Origin of the sequence: Pseudomonas sp. M1 (genome assembly GCF_022760135.1) — a bacterium.
Taxonomy (GTDB): Bacteria; Pseudomonadota; Gammaproteobacteria; order Pseudomonadales; family Pseudomonadaceae; genus Pseudomonas; species Pseudomonas citronellolis.
This window is the reverse complement of the sequence record NZ_CP094343.1, coordinates 4,183,594-4,201,494: the sequence shown is the minus strand read 5'-3', so window position 1 is coordinate 4,201,494 and position 17,901 is coordinate 4,183,594. Positions and strand designations below refer to the sequence as shown.

The window sequence follows — 17,901 nt, the reverse complement described above, 5'->3', positions numbered from 1 at the left end:
CTTGGGTTCGCGCCCTTTTTTGTTCGCGGCGGGCGCTTTCCGGGCCTTGTGAGGGCTTGCCCTTCGCGTGCGCTGGCCCGAAGGGGAATAACCCAGAGACTTTTGGGTTGGGGGTTTGGTGTAGCGCGCCGCTCCGAGTGCTCGGATGTTTCTTGTTTCGCCCCCCTCGGGCGAGTCCCTTTTGTCAATCGGTGGAAGGCCACCCCCGCAAAAAGGAACCAAAAAGGCTTGCCCCGACATACGGGCCCGACAGAGTCGGGCTACCCTCACGAACTCCCCCGCCACGGAGGCCCGCCCCGAGGGTACGTCCCTGTAGCCCGCGGGGCTCTCGCGACATCCATGTCGCATGACCTCCTGAGCGCGGGTTTCGCTCGGCCTTCTGAAGGGGCACTCCGGTGCGCTCGGCTATTTCTCTGGAAGTCCAAGAGCAAACGCGCTTTTGCTTTTGCTCTTCGTAGGAGCGAGCTTGCTCGCGAACCCCGCAGTCACTGGGTTGCCGCGTTCGCGGGAATGACGAGGTGGAGGGCAGGTGTTTCAGGATGACTCAGGATTCTCCCTTCGCTCAGGACAGCCCCCTCTCCCGCTTGCGGGAGAGGGCTGGGGAGAGGGCGCTCTTTGCAGAGCCCCAACCTCTGTCGCAACCCCGTCGGAAATCCGTAGGGCGCATAACGCCTACGGCGTTATCCGCCGAATCGCGGACAGAGTCCGCTCCTACGGTTCCAGGGAAGCACGGGCGTAGGAGCGGACTCCGTCCGCGATTGGATTCACCGGCCACGCCGGACGCTCCGGTGGCACGAACAGCCCCCTCTCCCTCCGGGAGAGGGCTGGGGTGAGGGCAACGGACTCCGCCGTTACTCCATCCCCAAACCTGCACTCCGCCCCCCAACCCTCCCCGCAAACGGGGCAGGGTACCGCCACGCCGTGCTTCCACCCACCCCTCAGACATCCACCTGAATGCCCCGGCCTTTAAGGGATTCCTGAAGGGAGGTCGCTGGCGATTTGCCTAGGATCGCCGGTGGGGCATCGCCGGCGGCGCCGGTGTTCGTTGCCCGCTGATTTCAGCCTCCCGCACACCGGGTGGCGATGACTGCCAATTGACGATTTGAAGGAGTCTCGGCGCATGACCGACAAGAACTGGAACGACGATCAGGACCGGCCGCAGGCCAGCCTGCCCTTTGCGCAGGACGCATCCGCCGGACAGAGCGCGCCCGCGCCGCGTGCGGACAAGCCCCAATTCCTCATCGAGGACGATATCGGCACGCTCAAGGGCGTGGTCGAGTCGGGCGGATATACCAACGACAAGACGCCGACCTTCAAGGGCAAGGACCTCACGCCGGGCCAGGAAGTGTTCATCCGCGTCGTTCTCGAATCCGGTGAGGTGCAGGAACTGGGCAGCGCCGTGGTACGCAAGAACGGCACCTGGGCCCTGGACATCGACATGCCGTTCCAGGATGGCGTGGTCGATTTCTACATCACCGTCGACGGCGTCGATTCCGACCCCTACCGGGTGACCTTCGATAGCCAGTTGCCGGAGCCGGTCGAGCTGGAAGAGCCCCTGCAAGTGCTGGCCGGCGAGCGCCCGTTGGCGATGGACGGTGGCCAGGTGCAGGCCAATGCGCAGCCGAGCTTCGTGGGCAAGTTCGCCGGCCAGGCCAGCGAAGCGGACATGTATGCCGTGCTGCTGGAAATTCACTATGGCACGCAACTCGTCACTGTCACGGCCGAGATCGGTAGTGATGGCACCTGGCGCTGTGACTGGCCAGAGGGCCTGGCGGAGCAGCAGGGGGACTATACGCTCAAGTTCTTCATGATCGATGCTGCCGGTAACGTGCATACCGAGGGGGGGCAGTACAAGCCCTTCCAGCAACTGGAACTGACGCTCGACATGACCCCGCCCGGTGACGATGCCGTGGTGAGCTTCACCCTGCACGACGACTTCGGCCCGGTCACCGGGGTCATCGCCGCCGGCGGCAAGACCGACGACACCACCCCGAGGCTCGAGGGCCAGGTGGCGAACGCTGCCGCCAACGGCGTCAAGTGGGTGGAAATCCTCCTCGACGGCAACGTCCTGGCGCGGGTGCTGGTGGATGAGCAGGGCAACTGGGAGTACACCCCGGACGCACTGACTTCCGGCGCGCACCACCTCGAAGTCTTCCCGCTGGACGCCGCCGAGAACTATGGCAAGAGTGCCTCCATCGACTTCGAAGTGGCCGGGCCGGATGTGCCGCCCTTGTCGCCGCCGGTCATCGAGGAAATCCGTGACGACCAGGGCTCGGTCAGCGGCCTGCTGAACGATGGCGACGTCACCGACGACACCAGCCTGTCGCTCAAGGGCCACGCCGAGGCCGGCAACCTCGTATTGCTGTATGTCGGTGGGGTACTGGCCGCCAGCGCAGTCGCCGACGAAAACGGCAACTGGACCGCCGAACTGCCGCTGGCCGGCGATGGCGAGCATGTCATCATCGCCAAGGCCCAGGACGACTTCGGTCGCCACAGCGACGAAACCGCCCCGGTGTCCATCACCCTCGACACCATCGCGCCGGAACAGCCGGGCATGGTGGATGCCCAGGACAACACCGGCGCCATCACCGGCCCCATCGAGCCGGGCAGCGTGACCGACGAAACCCAGCCGACCCTCAGCGGTTCGGGCGAGCCGGGCGACACCGTCAGCATCCTCGACAACGGCGAGGTGATCGGCACTGTCGTGGTCGATGAAAACGGCCAATGGGAATTCACCCCGGAACAGCCGCTGGAAGAGGGCGACCACAGCATCAGCGTGGTGGTCACCGACCCGGCCGGCAACGCCAGCGAGCCCAGCGAGTCGCTGGACTTCAGCGTCGACAGCAGCGTACCGGCCATGGTCATCGACCATCTCGAACTGCAGGACGACTTCGGTCCGGTAGTCGGCGCCATCGCCAACGGCAGCTCCACCGACGACGCCACCCCGACCGTGGTGGGCCATGTCGAAGGCGAAGCCGCCTGGGTGGAAATCTACGATGGCGAGACCCTGCTGGGCACCGCCCTGGTGGACGGCGACGGCAACTGGAGCTTCCAGGCGCCGGAACTGGAGAGCGGCGAGCACAGCATCAGCGCCCGCCCGGTGAGCGCCATCGGCCAGGAAGGCGAAGCCAGCGACAGCATCGGCTTCACCCTGGTGGGTGACGAGACGCCGCTGCCGCAACTGCCGGTCATCGATGAAATCCTCGACGACCAGGGCACATTCACCGGCCTGCTGAACGATGGCGACCTTACCGACGACGCCAGCCTGTCGCTCAAGGGCAGCGCCGAAGCCGGCAAGCTCGTGCTGCTGTACGTGAACGGCGAACTGGCTGCCAGCGTGGTGGCCGACGAGCAGGGCAACTGGACCGCCGAACTGCCGCTGGCCGGCGATGGCGAACAGGTCATCACCGCCAAGGCCCAGGACGATGCCGGCCGCCACAGCGACGAAACCGCTCCGGTATCCATCACCCTCGACGCCACCGCGCCGGACAAGCCGGAACAGGTGGGCGCCGACGACAACGAAGGCGTGGTGCAGGGCCCGATCACCCAGCATGGCGCCACCAACGACAACACCCCGGAATTCAGCGGCCAGGCCGAGCCGGGCTCCACGGTCATCATCAGCGACAACGGCGTGCCCCTGGGCAGCGTGGTGGCCGATGCCCAGGGCAACTGGAGCTACACCCCCGAGCCGCCGCTGGCCGACGGTTCGCACAGCATCACCGTGCAGGCCCAGGACGCCGCCGGCAACCTCAGCGAGCCCAGCGACGCCCTGGAATTCAGCGTCTGGAGCGAGGCGCCGCAGGTGAGCATCGACCACGCCCTGGACGATGTCGAGCCGGGCCTGGAGAACGTGGCCAGCGGCGGCATCACCAATGACCTGCAGCCGACCTTGGTGGGCACCGCCACCGCCGGCGCGCTGGTAGTCCTTTCCGAGGCCGGGCTGGTGCTCGGCAGCGCGGTCGCCGACGCCGAGGGCAACTGGAACATCACCCTGGACCGTAACCAGTCCGAAGGACCCCACACCTACACCGCGGAAGTCCGTTGCGCCACCGGCGAGTTCGCCCAGGCCGACTTCGTCCTGGTGATCGACAACAATGCCCCGGACCGCCCGATCCTCGACGCCGTGCTGGACAACGCCGGCCTGGTCCAGGGCGCGCTGGCCAGCGGCGACACCACCGACGACGCCACCCCGACCCTGCAGGGCGGCGAGGCCGAGCCCAACGGCCTGGTCAAGGTCTACGACAACGGCACCCTGGTCGGCAGCGCCCTCGCCGACGAGAACGGCGACTGGAGCCTGGAGCTGCCGGAGCTGGCCGATGGCGCCCATAGCCTGACCGTCACCTCCAGCGATGCCGCGGGCAACGAAAGCAAGCCGACCCGTCCGTTCGAACTGACCGTGGACACCGCGGTGGCCGACCTGGTCATCGACAGCATCGAGCTGGTGGACGACTTCGGCGAGGTCCAGGGCCTTATCGCCGACGGCGGCAAGACCGACGACACCACGCCGCTGCTGCAGGGCCACGTCGAAGGGACGAATGCCGCCTACGTGGAAATCTACGACGGCGAAACCCTGCTGGGCACCGCCGCGGTGGACGCCCAGGGCAACTGGAGCTTCCAGGCGCCGGAGCTGGAAAGCGGCGAGCACGCCTTCAGCGCCGTACCGGTGGACGCCCTTGGCAAGACCGGCGAAGCCAGCGAAAGCATCCGCTTCGAAGTGGTGGGCCCGGAGGTCGCACAGCCGGAGGCACCGGTCATCAGCGAAATCCTCGATGACCTGGGTTCGGTCAGTGGCCTGCTGAACGACGGCGACGTCACCGACGACACCAGCCTGACCGTCAACGGCAGCGCTGCCGCGGGCGATCTGGTGCTGCTGTACGTCGACGGCGAACTGGCCGCCAGCGTGGTGGCCGACGAGCAGGGCAACTGGAGCGCCGAACTGCCGCTGGCCGGCGATGGCGAACAGGTCATCACCGCCAAGGCGCAGGATGAAGCTGGCCGCCACAGCGACGAGACTGCACCGGTCAGCGTCATCCTCGACACCACCGCGCCGGAACAGCCGGGCATGGTGACCGCCGAGGACAACACCGGCGCCATCACCGGCCCGATCGAGCCGGGCAGCGTGACCGACGAAACCCAGCCGACCCTCAGCGGTTCGGGCGAGCCGGGCGACACCGTCAGCATCCTCGACAACGGTGAAGTGATCGGCACGGTCGTGATCGACGAGAACGGCCAGTGGGCGTTCACTCCGGAACAGCCGCTGGAAGAGGGCGACCACAGCCTCAGCGTGGTGGTCACCGACCCGGCCGGCAATGCCAGCGAGCCCAGCGAGTCGCTGGACTTCACGGTACAGGCCCAGGTGCCGACCCTCAGCCTCGATTCGGTCTACGACGATGTCGAAGGCATCCTCGGCGAGATCGCCCAGGGCGGGCTGACCAACGACGCCCAGCCGATGCTCTCCGGCACGGCCGGTAACGGCGCGGTGCGGGTGCTCATCCATGACGGCCAGACGCTGCTGGGCAGCGCACTGGTCGATGGCGACGGCAACTGGCAGTTCGAGCTGCCGGAACTGGCCGACGGCGAGTACAGCCTGAGCCTGGTGGCCGAAACCGCCAGCGGCACGCCGAGCGAAAGCCTGGAGTGGAGCTTCACCGTCGACACCCAGGCACCGGAGGCCGTCACGGCTCTGGACCTGGTCGACGACGAGCCGCTGATCACCGGCACCATCGAACAGAGCGGCCTGACCAACGACGCCACGCCGACCTTCAGCGGCCAGGCCATCGGCGCCAAGTGGGTGAACATCTACGACGGCAGCCTGCTGATCGCCAGTGTCTCGGTGGACGCCGAGGGCAACTGGAGCTTCACGCCGGAGGAGGCGCTTTACGAAGGTGTGCATCGCTTCAGCGCCGCCGCCGTGGATGAGGCCGGCAACGAAGGCGAGCGCAGCGTCGGCTGGAACTTCACCGTGGATGTCACCGCACCGGGCCGTGTCACCAACCTGGGGCTGTACGACATGATCGGACCGAACCCCGAGACGGACTGGGGCGATGTGCCGAAGGGCGGGAAGACCGACGACCCCTGGCCGAACTTCTATGGCCAGGTCGACACCTTCGGCGTGAAGTACGTGTACGTCTACGACGATGGCAAGTTCCTCGGCTCGGCCACGGTCAACCAGACCACCCTGGAGTGGGCGTTCGAACCGCGCCTGCCGCTGCAGTCGGGCAAGCACAGCCTGCAGGCCTGCGCGGTGGACGAAGCCGGCAACGTGGGCCCGCTCAGCGAGCCCTGGGACTTCACCATCGCCCTGCCGATCGCTGCCGACCCGTCGATCATCAACGTGCGCGACGACGTCGCTGGCGTCTACCTGCAGAAGGAGGACTTCACCGAGGACGTGACTCTGACGGTCAAGGGTTCCTCGCCGCTGGGCACCACAGTGACGCTCTATGCCAACGGCGTAGCGGTGGGCTCGCAGACGGTGGATGAGGATGGTTACTGGTACATCACCACCAGCGACCTGAGCCTTCTGGCCAACCCCGACGGTTCCGTGAGCCTGGTGGCCGAGGCCGAAGGGCTGGCGCCCACCGGTCCGTTCACCATCTTCCTCGAGGACAGCGTGCTGCAACCGCAGGTGCTGGCCGAGCCCCTGGGGGGCGAGGAAGCGCTGATGGCCGGGCTGTTCGCGGCGCTGGAACTGCACCAGGAGCCGGTCGCGCAAGCGCAGCCGCTGTCGTTGCAGGGTCTGCTGCAGGCACCGGCCGGGGCACAGGCTCCGGGCGTGGCGGCAACCCCGCCGGCAGCCGAGGCGCCAGTGCCCGACAGCATGCTGGTGAAACAGGACCTGCTGGCGCTGCAACAGCAGCAGCTGGTCTGACCGACCCGGCCCGTCCGGCGCTTCGGCGCCGGGCGGCCCGGTTTTCAGGCGGCATGGGCGCAAGCCCGTGCCGTTTTTTTTCGCCTGAAAAACACGCTGCGCCCATTATCGAGCGGGCCTGTAGGCGCGCGCCCTGCGCGCGAATCGCGGACAGAGTCCGCTCCTACCGACGCTGGGAAAATACTGTCGTAGGATGGGTTGAGCGAAGCGATACCCATCGCCATGGTTGGCCGGCGGGCGGAGGTTCAATGATGGAGCATCAGCGAAGTCCGTTGCCCTCACCCCAACCCTCTCCCGGAGGGAGAGGGGGCTGTCCGTGCCGAGAGGATAAATGGTTTCAGCTGGAAATCTCTGTGCTAGCCGGCTGACACCAGAACGTCCGACCCTGCCCAACGGTTCCCTCTTCCTGAAGGGAGAGGGGGCTTGTCCGTGCCGAGAGAGGAAATGGTTTCAGCTGGAAACCGCCGGAGCTGCCGGCTGACTCCAGAATGCCCGACCCTGCCCAACGGTCCCCTCTCCCTTCAGGGAGAGGGTTAGGGAGAGGGCGTTCTTCGAAGCCACGTCATGCCTTCCCGGCGGAACTCCATTCGCGAACAACGGCGCCAGGTTCAACTCCGGAGCCGTGTTGATGTCCTTGACCCTCTCCCCAGCCCTCGGCTGCGCGCCTCGCCCTGAAGGGAGAGGGGGGCTGTTCGGAGCGTGCGGGGAGTTCGGAGTCATCCCGGAACACCTGCCTCCTCTCGTCATTCCCGAGAACGCAAACTCAGGGTTCGCGAGCAAGCTCGCTCCTACGAAAAGCAAAAGCAAAAGCGCGTTTGCTCTTGGACTTCCAGAGAAATAGCCGAGCGCACCGGAGCGCCCCTTCAGAAGGCCGAGCGAAACCCCCGCTCAGGAGGTCATGCGACATGGATGTCGCGAGAGCCCCGATGGGCTACAGGGACGTACCCTCGGGGCGGGCCTCCGTGGCGGGGGAGTTCGTGAGGGTAGCCCGGCTCCATCGGGCCCGTATGTCGGGGCAAGCCTTTTTGGTTCCTTTTGTGGCGTCTGACAAAAGGGACTCGCCCGAGGGGGCGAAACAAGACGGTCGGGCAAACTCGGAGCGGCGCAGAAACACCCAAGCCGAGGCAGCTAGGTTATTCCCCTTCGGGCCAGCACAAGCGCTGTTCGCGATGGAGCCGCGCCTCGCGTTCGCTGGAATGACGGGGATTGAGGTCGGGACAAAGGTTGAGGCTCTGCAAAAGAGCACCCTCTCCCCAGCCCTCTCCCGCAAGCGGGAGAGGGGGCCGTTCGGAGTGGGCGGGGAGTTCGGAGTCATCCTGAGACTCCCAGCCCCCTCGTCATTCCCGCGAACACGGGACGCGCCACGACCATGCGCCCCTGGAACCGTAGGGCGCATAACCGTTCGCGGCTATACGCCGCCGGCCAGAACACCGCTCCCCATGGGGGCACCGGGGCCCTCCCCATCCCGCCATGAACGCCCCACCCCCTCCGCGAACAACCTTTTCCGCCCCCCACCGACAGCCGCCGACCAATGCCGCCGGACTTTAGGGAGCGCCTTAGATACACGGCAGCGATGGCCTTTTAGCATCCTCCCTCGCCTGCCGGACGCCCGCACAGACGGGGCCAAGCGGCAGGCCTGCCAAACGAACGGCGGCGGGCCCGGCTCGCCGCCGTTCGACACTAGACTCAGGAGTACCACATGACTGTCAGCAAGAACCTGTCCCGCGAGGCGGCCGCTTCCGTGCTCGCCCAGAACGATCCGCTAGAAGTGCCCGTGGCGCCGCCCGCCCCGCACATCAGCTACGTGCTCGACGATGCCGGTACGCCGGCCTACCAGGGCATCGTCCAGCTCAACGGCTACACCGACGACACCACGCCGACGCTGATCGGCAACGGCGCGGCCGCCGGCGACCTGATCAAGGTCTACCACGGCGACCGGGTGATCGGCAGCACCATCGTCCAGGGCAACGGCTCCTGGCGCTTCACCCCCTCCGAGGAACTGCGCGAGGAGGGCGTGCAAGTGCTGCGCGCCACCGCTACCGACAGCAGCAACGGTCTGGAAAGCGACTTCAGCCCGCCCTTCAGCTTCATCCTCGACCTGACCCCGCCCAGCGCCCAGGCCACCATCCAGAACGTTTCCGAAGCCCTGCCCGAGCAACCGCTGGTCACCGTGGACTCCACGCCCATGCTGTTCGGCAGCCTGAGCATCGCCCTGGCCGCCAACGAGAAGCTGCAGATCAGCCTGGACACCGGCGCCACCTGGCAGGACGTCGCCTCTGTCAGCGGCGCCTACTGGCAATACCAGGACGTGCGCGAGCTGCAGAACGGCAACTACACCTACCTGCTGCGCACCATCGACGCCGCCGGCAACCAGGGCGCCATGACCGCCCAGCAGATCACCATCAGCCGCGAGGTGACCCCGCAGCCGGTGGAAGGCATCAAGGTCAGCATCATCGGCATCACCCCGGACACCGGCGTGGAAGGCGACTACATCACCAGCGCCTCGAAGATCACCCTGCTGGGCACCCTCAGCGAGGAACTGCCGGCCGGCGCCAAGCTGCAGGTCAGCGTCGATGGCGGCAACAGCTGGAAGACCGTGCAGGCCTTCGGCACCGACTGGATCTACATCGACCCCAGCGTGCACAACCTCGGCACCCAGGTGCGCTACGAAATGCGCGTGCTGGACGCCCAGGGCAACCCGGTGGCCAGCAGCTACGCGGCCCAGGACGTGGTCTTCGACGCCGGCAACCCGCTGCCGGACATGTACTCCAGCATCGAGCTGGGCACCGACACCGCGGTGGAGATCGCCGGCCAGTACAGCAACGCGCAGAGCGCGCAGAACAACGACTTCATCACCCGTGACAACAGCGTCACCCTGTCCGGCAAGCTCAGCGCCGCGCTGCAGATCGGCCAGCACCTGCAACTGTCCCTGGACGGCGGCAAGACCTGGGAGACGCTGATGTCCAACGGCGGCCAGCTGTGGAGCTACACCAGCGAACCGCTGTCGGCCAGCCAGCAGCTGGGCGTGAAACTGCGGGTGGCCGACAACGCCGGCAACAGCGTCGAGCTGGGCGAGCGCACCCTGGTCGTCGACATCGACTCGCCGGTGCCCTTCGCCTTCGCCCCGCAGCTCGGTGCGCAGGCCTTGAGCGGCGAGCGCGCCTACTACTCCAGCGCCCAGTACGGCCTGGCCGAGGCCGGCGCCACCGTGGCCCTGGTGCAGGACGTCAACCGCGACGGCCGCTACCAGGAAGGCCTGGACAAGATCGTCGGCTACGCCGTGGCCGGCAACGACGGCCGCTGGAGCTTCGACGCCATCCTGCCCGAAGGCCAGCAGCAACTGGGCTTCGTCACCTGGGACGTGGCCGGCAACAACTCCGGATTCGGCCCGCAGGTGCTGACCGACGCCCACCGCCCGGTCAACGAGGCCGGCTTCAGCGTCCATGACACCGGCTGGGGCGGCACGGTCGCCTCGGTGCGCGGCTCCAACACCGCGGCCATGGCCATGAGCGCCGACGGCACCTGGTCGTTCTTCCAGAGCACCGGCTACGCCCTGAGCTCCACCGCCTACAAGAACGCCGGCCACGTGTACAGCGGCCTGGACCGTGACGAGTACCGCGCCAGCTACCTGAGCGAGCCGCTGAAGGTCACCTCGGACGGCAACGGGCACATGATCTCCAAGGCCACCTTCGCCGACTACAACCGCGACGGCCTGATGGACGTCATCGCCAATGTGAGTGGCAACTCCGCGGACCTGCCGGTATGGACCGCCAAGGCGGACGGCACCTACAGCGCAGGCTCGGTCAACAACCCCAACCGGCTGAACATCGGCGGCGTGATCGCCTGGGACGGCAACGGCGACGGCTACACCGACTTCATCGTGGTCGACAACACCATCGGTAGCTGGGGCTTCAACCTCATCCACAACGACAACGGCGTGCTGAAAGGGGAGCGCAAGGGCAACACCTGGTGGGGTTCGGAGATCAGCGGCGTCGACCTCAACAACGACGGCGCCGTGGACCTGGCCGGTCACAACGACCAGTACGGCAACACCGCCCTGAGCGTATTGCTGACCCAGAGCGACGGCAGCTGGAGCAAGGAGCAGACCTTCGGCAGGGTGTTCCGCAGCGATAGCGCCGGCAGCACGGAATACAACAACCTGGCCACCTCCATGACCTGGGCCGACTTCGACGGCGACGGCGACCTGGACCTGTTCCTGGCCCGCGGTGCTCGCAGCTCCACCGGCCATAACGGCAATTCCGACGACAGCCGCATCTACCTGAACAAGGGCACCGATGCCAACGGCAAGTGGCTGGGGATGGACAACGACAACCCGCTGTTCTTCAACGACGCCCTCGGCCAGGACCAGAGGGGCAACCTGGTGCACTTCGACGGCGGCCCGTCCTTCGCCGTGGACTGGAACCATGACGGCAAGATGGACGTCATCGAGGCGCCGCGGCAGAACGCCGCCTGGTCCGCCACCAACGGCGCCATGTCGCCGGTGCTGTTCCTCAACCGCGGCAATGGCGATTGGCTGAACAGCGGCAAGCTGCTGGGCAACGAGCCTTATGACAACGTCACCGGCGCGGTGGCGGTGGACTACGACTTCGACGGCGCGGTGGACCTGCTGCTGTACCGCACCTCCGGCGAGGAGCATCTGGGCATGAACACCAACGCCTCGCCCTCGGTGCTGATCCGCAACGAGAACCACGTGGTGGAAGGCACCAGCCTGATCCTGCGCATCCTCGACAAGAACGGCATGAACAGCTACTTCGGCAACACCGTGCAGCTGTTCGACGCGGCGGGCCGCCTGGTCGCCAGCCAGATCCTCAACCCGCAGTCCGGGGTGACCAACGACAGCTCCGGCCTGGTGTACTTCTACGGCCTGGACGCGAACCAGACCTACAGCGCCAAGCTGCTGGCCGAGCCTGCCATCGGCAACGGCAACATGGTCCCGGGCCGCTTCGAAGAGGACCTGGGCCTGATCAACCCGACCTGGGGCAACCTGGTCACCGGCGCCGCCGAGCACGCCTACGTGCTGACCGCCGGCAAGCCGACCGTGAGCTTCGACAGCCAGGGCGCCGGCACCGTGGGCACCGGCTACAACGACAGCTTCATGGCCACCGAAGGCAACGACGTCATCAACGGCGGCGGCGGCTGGAACCTGCTGGCCGACGGCAGCAAGCAGTGGAGCGCCACCCAGGGCCTGGACGAAGTGGACTACCAGTTCGCCAAGCAGGGCGTGCAGGTCAACCTGCAGAGCGGCCAGTCGCTGGGCATGGGCAACGACACCCTGATCGGCATCGAGGCCGTGAAGGGTAGCTGGTACGCCGACGCCTTCATGGACAACGCCGCCAGCAACCGCTTCGAAGGCCGCGGTGGCGATGACGTCTACTACCTCTTCGGCGGTGGCAACGACACCCTGGCCTATCGTCCGGTCGATGCCTGGGACGTTTCCGCCGATGGCAGCAACGGCCATGACATGGTGTTCGGCTTCGGCCTGGGCAATGTGCTGAACAACAGCAACGCCGACATCATCGACCTGCGCGGGATGCTCGGCTACGGCGGCCCGGTCAGCCTGGTCCGGGATGACGGCGTGCTGCAGCTGGATGCCTCGTCCCAGGGGCTGCTGGACTACCTGTCGAGCCGCGTCGAGGGCAACAACACCATCATCAGCGTCGACCGCGACGGCATCGGCCAACAGGTCGGTTCCACCGACCTGATCACCCTGATGGGTGTGCGTACCGACCTGCTGAACCTGATCCAGAACCACCAGATCATGGTTTGAGGCCCTGAACCGCCCCGGCGCTTGCGCCGGGGCACCGATTCGTTTTCAGCGGCGCCGAATTCTCTCCCCCTTGGTGGCGCCGCTTTTTTCTTTCCGGGCGCGAGCAGGCTCGTGACCCCACATCGGCCTGGCGGCCTTTCTTCGAAGTTCAGAAAAATCTGGCTGATGTAGGTCGTTTTGCTTCCCCAGATTCGGACATCCCCGGTGTTTCCGCCCGGGCTCCATCGGTAGAAAGACACCTCGCCGAACGACAACCCAAAGGCCCGCTACCTTGAGTACCGAAACACCGCTGTTCCGCCCCGAGGCCCTGCAAGGGCAGGGCGCCCACTGGCTGGGCCCGATCATCCTGGTGCGCCCGCTGTCCTTCAGCGTGCTCACCGCCATGGCCACCCTGTTCGCCCTGCTGGTGGCGGGCTTCTTCATCTGGGGCAGCTACACCAAGCGCAGCACCGTGGTCGGCCAGTTGCTGCCGCTCGGTGGCCAGGCCAAGGTGCACGCGCCGCAGATGGGCGTGATCATCGAGAAATCCGTCCGCGAAGGGCAGAAGGTCGAGCGCGGCCAGACCCTCCTGCGCCTTTCCAGCGAACGCTACAGCGGCCAGGACCAGGCGGTGCAGGCCGGCATCAGCCATCAGCTGGAGGCCAGCCGCGAGTCCCTGGAGCAGCAACTGGAGAAGCTGCAGCGGCTGCAGGCCGACGAACGCCGCAGCCTGCAGGCCAAGGTCGTCAGCCTGCGCGAGGAGCTGGCCACCCAGGCCGCCCAGCTGCAGAGCCAGCGCAAGCTGCTGGCCATCGCCAGCGACGCCGAGGGCCGTTACCGCGGGCTGATGGAGAAGGGCTACATCTCCATGGATCAGTTCCAGCAGCGCCAGGCCGACCTGCTCGGCCAGCGCCAGACCCTGCAGCGCCTGGAGCGCGAGCGCACGGCGCTGCAACAGCAATTGCGCGAACAGCAGGCCACCCTCGACGGGCTCGACGCGCGCCACGCCAACCAGCGCGCCGAGCTGCAACGCCAGCTCAACGGCGTGCGCCAGCAACTGGGCGAAAGCGAAGCCAAGCGCACCCTGAACATAGTGGCGCCGGAGTCGGGCATCGCCACCGCGGTGCTGGCCGAGGTCGGCCAACTGGTCGACCCCTCGCGGCCGCTGCTGAGCATCGTCCCCGAGAACGCCGAACTGCAGGCCGAGCTCTACGCGCCGAGCCGCGCGGTAGGCTTCATCAAGGTCGGCGACGTGGCGCAGCTGCGCTACCAGGCCTACCCCTACCAGAAATTCGGCCAGTACCGTGGCACCGTGCAGTCCATCTCGCTCACCTCGCTGGCGGCCAACGAGCTGGCGGTCATGGCCGGCAGCGTGCCGGGCATGGGCCAGACCGGTGAGCAGTACTACCGCATCCGCGTGAAGCTCGACGCGCAACAGGTGCGCGCCTACGGCCAGCCACGCCCGCTGCAGAGCGGCATGCTGCTGGAGGCCGATCTGCTGCAGGAAACCCGCAAGCTCTACGAATGGGTGCTCGAACCCCTCTACAGCCTGACCGGCAAACTCTGAGGACACGCCGCATGGCTTTCTTCGATTCCCTGGCGCTGCGCTTCGGCCGGCGCCTGCCCAGCATCCAGCAGACCGAGGCCGCCGAGTGCGGCATCGCCTGCCTGGCCATGGTCGCCGCCTACCACGGCAGCCACTACGACCTGCGCGAAATGCGCCAGCGCTTCAGCGTCTCGCTCAAGGGCATCACCCTCAAGCAACTGATCGAGGCGGCGCAGCAACTGGGCATGGCCACGCGCCCGCTGAAGCTGGGCCTGGCCGACCTGGCCAAGCTGCGCACCCCGTGCATCCTGCACTGGGACTTCAAGCACTTCGTCGTGCTCAAGTCGGTGAGCCGCCGCGGCGCGGTGATCCACGACCCGGCCCACGGCATCCGCAAGCTGGGCGTGGAGGCGCTGTCGCGCTCCTTCACTGGCGTGGCCCTGGAGCTGTGGCCCGACGCCGCCTTCGAGAAGAAGGAGGCCAAGCCGAGCCTGCGCCTGCTCGGCATGCTCGGCAAGGTCAGCGGCCTGTACCGCTCCCTGGGCCAGGTGCTGCTGCTGTCGCTGGCCCTGGAGGTGTTCGCCCTGGTCAGCCCGTTCTTCATGCAGTGGACCATCGACAACGTCATCCCCAGCAACGACCGCGACCTGCTGACCACGCTGCTGATCGGCTTCGGCCTGATGCTGCTGATGCAGCAAGCAATCACCGGCGTGCGCCAGTGGGTGGGCCTGCACATGGGCACGTTGCTCAGCGTGCAGTGGCGGGCCAATGTCTTCACCCACCTGCTCAACCTGCCCACGCAGTATTTCGAGAAGCGCCACCTGGGCGACATCGTCTCGCGCTTCGGCGCCGTCGACAGCATCCAGTCGACCCTGACCTCGGCTTTCCTGGTGGCGGTGCTCGACGGCCTGATGACCATCGCCACCCTGGCCATGATGCTGATCTACAGCCCGCTGCTGGCCAGCATCGCCATCGTCTGCATGACCCTCTACGCCCTGGTGCGTTGGGCCTGGTACCAGCCGCTGCGCAACGCCACCGAGGAAGAGATCATCCACGCCGCGCGGCAGCAGAGCCATTTCCTCGAAACCATGCGCGGCGTGCGCCCGCTGAAGCTGTTCCAGCGCCAGACCGAGCGCCGCGCCACCTGGCTGAGCCTGCTGGTGGAACAGGTCAACGCCAGCCTGCGCACGCAGAAGCTGGGGCTGTTCTACAGCCAGGTCAACGGCCTGCTGTTCGGCATCGAGAACCTGCTGGTGATCGGCCTGGGCGCGGGCATGGTGATGGACGGCCACTTCACCGTGGGCGTGCTCATGGCCTTCCAGTCCTACAAGGGCCAGTTCGACAGCCGCGTGGGCAGCCTGATCGACAAGTTCTTCGAGCTGCGCATGCTGCAGCTGCAGGGCGAGCGCCTGGCCGACATCGTCCTCGAGGCGCCGGAACAGGTCGGCAGCGGCATCGACCCCGACCTGCTGCGCCAGCGCGAGTTCGGCATCGAGCTGCGCGGCCTGCGCTACCGCTACTCGGAACACGAGCCCTACGTGCTCGACGGCATCGACCTGGACATCCGCGCCGGCGAGTCGGTGGCCATCGTCGGGCCCTCCGGCTGCGGCAAGAGCACCCTGGTCAACGTCATGCTCGGCATCCTGCCGCCAACCGACGGGGCCATCCGCGTGGCCGGCATGGAGCTGTCGCAGATCGGCCTCGACGGCCTGCGCAGCGTGGTCGGCACGGTGCTGCAGGACGACAGCCTGTTCGCCGGCTCGCTGGCGGAGAACATCGCCTTCTTCGACCCGGCGATGGACATGGAGTGGGTGATGGAGTGCGCGCGCCTGGCGGCCATCCACGACGAGATCATGGCCGCGCCCATGGGCTACAACACCCTGGTCGGCGACATGGGCACGGTGCTCTCCGGCGGCCAGAAGCAGCGCATCCTGCTGGCCCGGGCGCTGTACAAGCGGCCGCAGATCCTGTTCCTCGACGAGGCCACCAGCCACCTCGACGTGGACTGCGAACGCCGCGTCAACGAGGCCATCCGCTCGCTGAACATCACCCGGGTGATGGTCGCCCACCGTCCCGAGACCATCGCCTCGGCCGACCGCGTGGTGGTCATCGCCGGCGGCAAGGTGGTGGGCGAGCGGGCCGTCGACCCCGGGCTGCTGGAGGGCGAGCCGGCATGAAGCGCATCCTCCCGTTCGCCCTGGCGCTGGCCGCGGGCCCCGAGGCCCTGGCCGGGCCGGACGTCTTCCGCACCGAGCGCACGCTGCCCCAGGCGCCGGTCAGCGAGGCGCGGCATGGCGGCGTGCCCTGCCTGTTCAACGGCGTCCAGGCGGAACTGGCGCTGGACGAGGCCATCGAGCGCATGCTCTGCCAGGACCCGCAGACCCGCCAGGCCTGGGCCGAGGCCAAGGCCCAGGCGGCGCAGATGGGCGTCGCCTGGTCGGCCTATCTTCCGCGCCTGGGCGCCAGCGTCGGCGCCAGCGACGGCCGCAGCCGCACCGACTACCTGGACTTCGACGGCGTCGAGACCTCGACCCGCCAGAAGAGCCTCGATGCCCGCCTCGACCTGAGCTGGGTACTGTTCGACTTCGGCAAGCGCCGCGCCGCGCTGCGCAGCGCCCGCTACCTGCTGGTGGCGGCCAACGCCAGCCACGACGCGATACTGCAGAACGCCTTCGTCAACGCCGCCCAGGTCTACTACGACGCCCTGGCCGCCCAGGACGCCCTGGCCGCGGCGCAGCAGGTCAAGGACATGGCCGAGGAGAACTTCCAGGCCGCCGACGCCAAGTACCGGGCCGGCGCCGCGGCGCTTTCCGACCGCCTGCAGGCGCAGACCGCCGCGTCCCAGTCCGAGCTGCGCCTGGTGCGCGCCCGCGGCAATCTGGACAACGCCCTGGGCACGCTGGCCTTGCGCATGGGGCTGGCGCCGGACAGCGAGCTGAAGCTGTCCAGCGAACTGACGCCGATGCCCGATACCGGCTTCGTCGGCGCCATCGACCGGCTGCTGGCCCAGGCGCGCAGCCATCACCCCGAGCTGATCGCCGCCCAGGCGCGGCTGGACGCGGCCCAGGAAAAGGTCCGCGAGGCGCGCGCCGAAGGCCGGCCGACCCTGGCCCTGACCGGCAGCCTCAGCCATGCGCGCAACGACCTGCCGCTGGCGCTGAACGGCGACACCCGGCAGCGCGATTCGAGCCTGGGCCTGCAACTGAACATCCCGCTGTTCGAGGGCTTCGAACGCAACTACCGGGTGCGTGGCGCGCGGGCCCAGGTCGAGGCCAGCCGCGCGGCCCTGGCCGGCGCCGAGCAGCAGGTGTCGCTGCTGGTGTGGGGCAGCTACCAGCGGCTGATGGTCGATACCCGCAGCCTGAAGAGCACCGACGCCCTGGTCGAACAATCGCGCCAGGCCCTGGAGGTGACCCGCGGGCGCTACCGTTCCGGGGTCGGCAGCATGATCGAACTGCTCAACGCCCTGAGCGCCTACGCCGATGCCCAGGAGCAGCACATCCGCGCCCTGGCCGACTGGCAGAACGCCCGCCTGCAACTGGCGGCGGGATTGGGCCGCCTGGGGTTCTGGGCGTTGCAGTAGCGGCGCGCCAGCGCAGGTTGACAGAAAGCCGTTCCGGTGCCCGCCGGAACGGCTTTCTGTCATTTACGCGCCTGGAAAGGCTGTTGTCCTTGGACACCAATGTTTAGCCGACGGCGTATAACCGCGAACGGTTATAT

The 17,901-nt window shown here is 67.4% G+C and carries 5 protein-coding genes; all 5 read left to right on the top strand.

Features of this window, described 5'->3' with window-relative positions:
- Positions 1-1,120 precede the first annotated feature (1,120 nt).
- The 5 genes from PM1_RS18440 (at position 1,121) to PM1_RS18415 (ending at position 17,764) form a co-directional block, all read left to right on the top strand.
- Entirely contained in the window at positions 1,121-6,868 is a 5,748-nt protein-coding gene (locus PM1_RS18440; protein WP_009619424.1) for an Ig-like domain-containing protein, read from the top strand.
- Between the two features lie 1,699 nt (positions 6,869-8,567).
- Entirely contained in the window at positions 8,568-12,656 is a 4,089-nt protein-coding gene (locus tag PM1_RS18430; protein WP_009619426.1) for a VCBS repeat-containing protein, read from the top strand.
- Positions 12,657-12,945: 289 nt separating this feature from the next.
- Complete coding sequence (locus PM1_RS18425) at positions 12,946-14,202, top strand: HlyD family secretion protein (RefSeq protein WP_024128328.1); 1,257 nt, start codon at positions 12,946-12,948, stop codon at positions 14,200-14,202.
- Positions 14,203-14,213: 11 nt separating this feature from the next.
- Positions 14,214-16,358: a peptidase domain-containing ABC transporter gene (locus PM1_RS18420; protein ID WP_009619428.1), complete on the top strand. Its 2,145-nt coding sequence runs from the start codon at positions 14,214-14,216 to the stop codon at positions 16,356-16,358.
- The gene (locus tag PM1_RS18415) at positions 16,355-17,764 is read left to right on the top strand and encodes a TolC family protein (protein ID WP_009619429.1); all 1,410 of its coding nucleotides are present in this window, start codon (positions 16,355-16,357) and stop codon (positions 17,762-17,764) included. The genes PM1_RS18420 and PM1_RS18415 overlap by 4 nt, the downstream gene beginning before the upstream one ends.
- Positions 17,765-17,901 lie beyond the last annotated feature (137 nt).

Excerpts from the sequence above, each read along its gene's own strand:
- PM1_RS18420 (WP_009619428.1), top strand. The coding sequence starts at position 14,214 with ATGGCTTTCTTCGATTCCCTGGCGCTGCGCTTCGGCCGGCGCCTGCCC.
- PM1_RS18415 (WP_009619429.1), top strand. The coding sequence starts at position 16,355 with ATGAAGCGCATCCTCCCGTTCGCCCTGGCGCTGGCCGCGGGCCCCGAG.
- PM1_RS18430 (WP_009619426.1), top strand. The coding sequence starts at position 8,568 with ATGACTGTCAGCAAGAACCTGTCCCGCGAGGCGGCCGCTTCCGTGCTC.
- PM1_RS18440 (WP_009619424.1), top strand. The coding sequence starts at position 1,121 with ATGACCGACAAGAACTGGAACGACGATCAGGACCGGCCGCAGGCCAGC.